Annotated in this window: 3 protein-coding genes; 1 reads left to right on the forward strand and 2 read right to left on the reverse strand. The window is 70.5% G+C overall.

The window, feature by feature from the left end; translation table 11 throughout:
- Window positions 1-30: 30 nt before the first annotated feature.
- Window positions 31-1,176, reverse strand: coding sequence for an epoxide hydrolase family protein (locus tag ON39_RS17275; protein WP_040735312.1), 1,146 nt, complete (start codon window positions 1,174-1,176; stop codon window positions 31-33).
- 97 nt (window positions 1,177-1,273) lie between these two features.
- Between ON39_RS17275 and ON39_RS17280 the strand changes: the two genes are divergently transcribed.
- A complete protein-coding gene (locus ON39_RS17280) occupies window positions 1,274-2,257 on the forward strand; it encodes a helix-turn-helix transcriptional regulator (protein WP_040735315.1) in 984 nt (327 codons plus the stop codon).
- 128 nt (window positions 2,258-2,385) lie between these two features.
- On the opposite strand, the gene ON39_RS17285 is transcribed toward ON39_RS17280, so the two are convergent.
- Window positions 2,386-3,105, reverse strand: a 720-nt coding sequence (locus tag ON39_RS17285) for an SMP-30/gluconolactonase/LRE family protein (protein ID WP_040735313.1), incomplete at its 5' end; no start/stop codon positions are given.

The following is a 3,105-nucleotide window of genomic DNA, read 5'->3' on the forward strand; positions in this document are numbered from 1 at the left end:
GCGACGGATAACGCTGCGGCACAGTCCGTTTCACCGCACCTTGGCGAAGAACGCGCGAATGTCGGCGACGTGCATCAGTGGAAGCTCCATGGCGACGAAGTGATTGCCGGTGTTGCCCTCCGGCCAGTGCACGATGTCGTTGTCGCGCTGGGCCAGTCGCAGCATCAGCGCTGAACCGCCGCCGTAAACACCCGTGGGAACCAGCTTTTGGCCCTTGGGCCAGGCGAAACCGTTGTCGCCCAAGCCGTTGTACATCGGCCAGGACGAGCTGGCGGCGGTGTTGGTGAACCAGTAGAGGCTGATATTGGTCAGCAGGTGGTCCCGGTCGATGACGTCCTCGGCCTGCTCGGCGAGCGGGGCGAACTCGTTGAACTTGTGCATCAGCCAGCCCAGCAGGCCGACCGGGGAGTCGGTCCAGGCGTGCGCGAAGGTCTGCGGGGCGGCGTGCAGCAGGGTGTGGTGGTTCACGCCGGTCATCCACTGCTGCATCAAATCCCATTCGGCGCGCTCGTCCGGGGTCATGGTCGGCACGTCGGCCGCGCTCGGCATGCCGACGCCGCCGTCGATGTGCACGCCGAGCACGCGGTCCGGCGCGGCGATCGCCAGTTCCGGCCCGACGTACGCGCCGAGATCGCCGCCCTGCGCGCCGAATCGCCGGTAGCCGAGCCGATCCATGAGCACGAGCCACATCTCGGCCACGCGGCGCGGCGTCATGCCCGTCTCGCGCGGCGCGGCGGAGAACGCGAAGCCGGGCACCGAGGGCACCACGACGTGGAAAGCCTGCGCCGGGTCCAAACCGTACTTGCGCGGATCGGTGAGCGGGCCAATGGTTTTGGTGAACTCGACGAAGGTGTTCGGCCAGCCGTGGGTCAGGATCAGCGGGACCGCGTCCGGCTCCGGCGAGCGGACGTGCACGAAATGCACGTCGAGCCCGTCAATCTCGGTGATGAACTGCGGGAACTCGTTCAGCGCCGCTTCCTGTGCGCGCCAGTCGAACTCGGTCCGCCAGTAGGCGGCGAGCTCGCGCAGGTAGGCGACCGGGACGCCGCGGTCGCGCCCCGAGCCCGGCAGCTGGGCCGACCAGCGGGTGCGGCTCAGCCGGTCGTGCAGGTCATCGAGGTCCGCCTGCGCGATGTCGATGCGGAAGGGGCGAACGGCGGTGCGGTCGTTGGTCATCGGTGGCTCCTCGCCTAGCGGGTCTTGCGATCTGTTTCCGAACGTTAGAAGCCATGTAGGACTATCTATGTCCTACTTATCCGGCATGCTCGAATCCATGAACGACACACCCGCTCGCCTGCTGCGCCTGCTGTCCCTGTTGCAGACTCCGCGGGACTGGCCGGGCAGCGAGCTGGCCGATCGGCTCGGCGTCACCGACCGCACGGTGCGCCGCGACATCGATCGGCTGCGCGAACTCGGCTACCCCGTCGAGGCCACGATGGGGGCGGCGGGCGGATATCGGCTGGTCGCGGGCTCCGCGCTGCCGCCGCTGCTGATCGAGGACGACGAGGCGGTCGCCATCGCGGTCGGCCTGCGCGCCGCCGCGGGCTATGCGGTCGCGGGCATCGAGGAGGCGTCGGTGCGCGCGCTGACCAAGCTGGAGCAGGTGCTGCCCGCGAAACTGCGCCGCCGGGTGCGCGTGCTCGGCACCGCGCTCGCCCCGCGCACCGAGACCGGCCCGCTGGTGGATCCGGAGGTGCTGACGGCGCTGGCCGGGGCCGTGACCAACCGGGAGCGTGTGCGTTTCGCGTATCGCGACGGTGCCGGTGCGGGGACCCGGCGGCACGTGGAACCCGTCGGGCTCACCCCGTCCCGGCACCGCTGGTACCTCGTCGGCTACGACCTCGACCGCGCCGACTGGCGCGTCTACCGTGTCGACCGGATCGAGCGTCCGCAGCCGACCGCCGCGCGCATCACCCCGCGGGAGCTACCCGCTCCCGACCCCGCCGCGTACGTCGCCGGACGACGGACCGACTGGGGCACACCGACTTTCCGGCTCTCCGTCACCATTCACGCCCCGGCGCGACGGATCGCCGGTCGCCTCGGCGACGAGCCGGGCGACATCGTCGCGGTCGACGAGAACACCTGCCGCCTCGACTCTCTCCGCGACGACTCCCCGGAGTGGTTGGCGCACCGGCTGATCGCCCTCGGCGCCGACTTCGAGGTGCATCAACCGCCGGAGCTGATCCAGCAGTTGCGCGCGGTGTCCGCCCGCATCGAGCGCGGCATCGCGGGACGTAAAGCCCAGCGACGCAAGTGAACTCGCCGGACAGCGCCGCAACGGATGCGGCCTGCGCAGCGACCCCCGGGCTGGGCTCAGCGGCACAAGTGAACTCGCCGGACAGCGCCGCAACGGGTGCGGCCTGCGGAGTGACTCCAGGTTGGGGCTCAGCGGGGCAGCTGAACTCGCAGTACCGCGCCGCCCTCGGTGCCCGCGAGCAGCTCGCCCGGCCGGCCGGGCGTGGCGACGACCGATGTCAGGGGCTGGCCGGTCAGCACGGCGCAGGTCGAGCCCGTGATGGGATCGACCTGCACCAGTTGGCCACCAAGCGTGGTCACATACAGGATGCCGTCGGCGTCGACGAGCAGATCGTCGGCGAAATCCGGAAGACCGGGCAGCGGCGAGGAGAGGCCGGCGACCACGGTCTGTGCGCTCGGGTCATCGATGGCGAGCCGGACGATCCGGCCGAGCGCGCTGCCGTTCGCCGTCACGTAGAGCGTACGGCCCTGCGCGACAACGCCATTGGCTCCGTTGACGGCCGCCTGTTCGGTCCAGGCGGTGTCGATCCCGCCGTCGGGACGCACACGGACCACGCCCGCCATGGTGGCGACGTAGAGATCGCCCGCCGCGTCGAAGGTGGCGCCGTTCGGCATGGTGAAGCCGGAGACGAAGACCTCGGGTTTCGGGTCGGCGGCGACAGGGTCGAAACGGACGACACCGCCGGGCCGGACGGCGCTGGTGGGCGAGTCGCCGTAGACGACGTAGAGCAGCCCGTCGGGTCCACTGCGCACGGCGCCGGGGAACTCCACCGGCACGGTCGCGGTCAGCGCGCCCGAACGGTCGTAACGCTGCACCACGTTGCGGTAGAGCCGGGAGACCCACAGATT

It is taken from the genome of Nocardia tenerifensis NBRC 101015 (assembly GCF_000308715.1).
Taxonomy (GTDB): domain Bacteria; phylum Actinomycetota; class Actinomycetes; order Mycobacteriales; family Mycobacteriaceae; genus Nocardia; species Nocardia tenerifensis.

Coding starts and splice junctions, on each gene's coding strand:
- ON39_RS17275 (WP_040735312.1), bottom strand. CDS start 1,176: ATGACCAACGACCGCACCGCCGTTCGCCCCTTCCGCATCGACATCGCG.
- ON39_RS17280 (WP_040735315.1), top strand. CDS start 1,274: ATGAACGACACACCCGCTCGCCTGCTGCGCCTGCTGTCCCTGTTGCAG.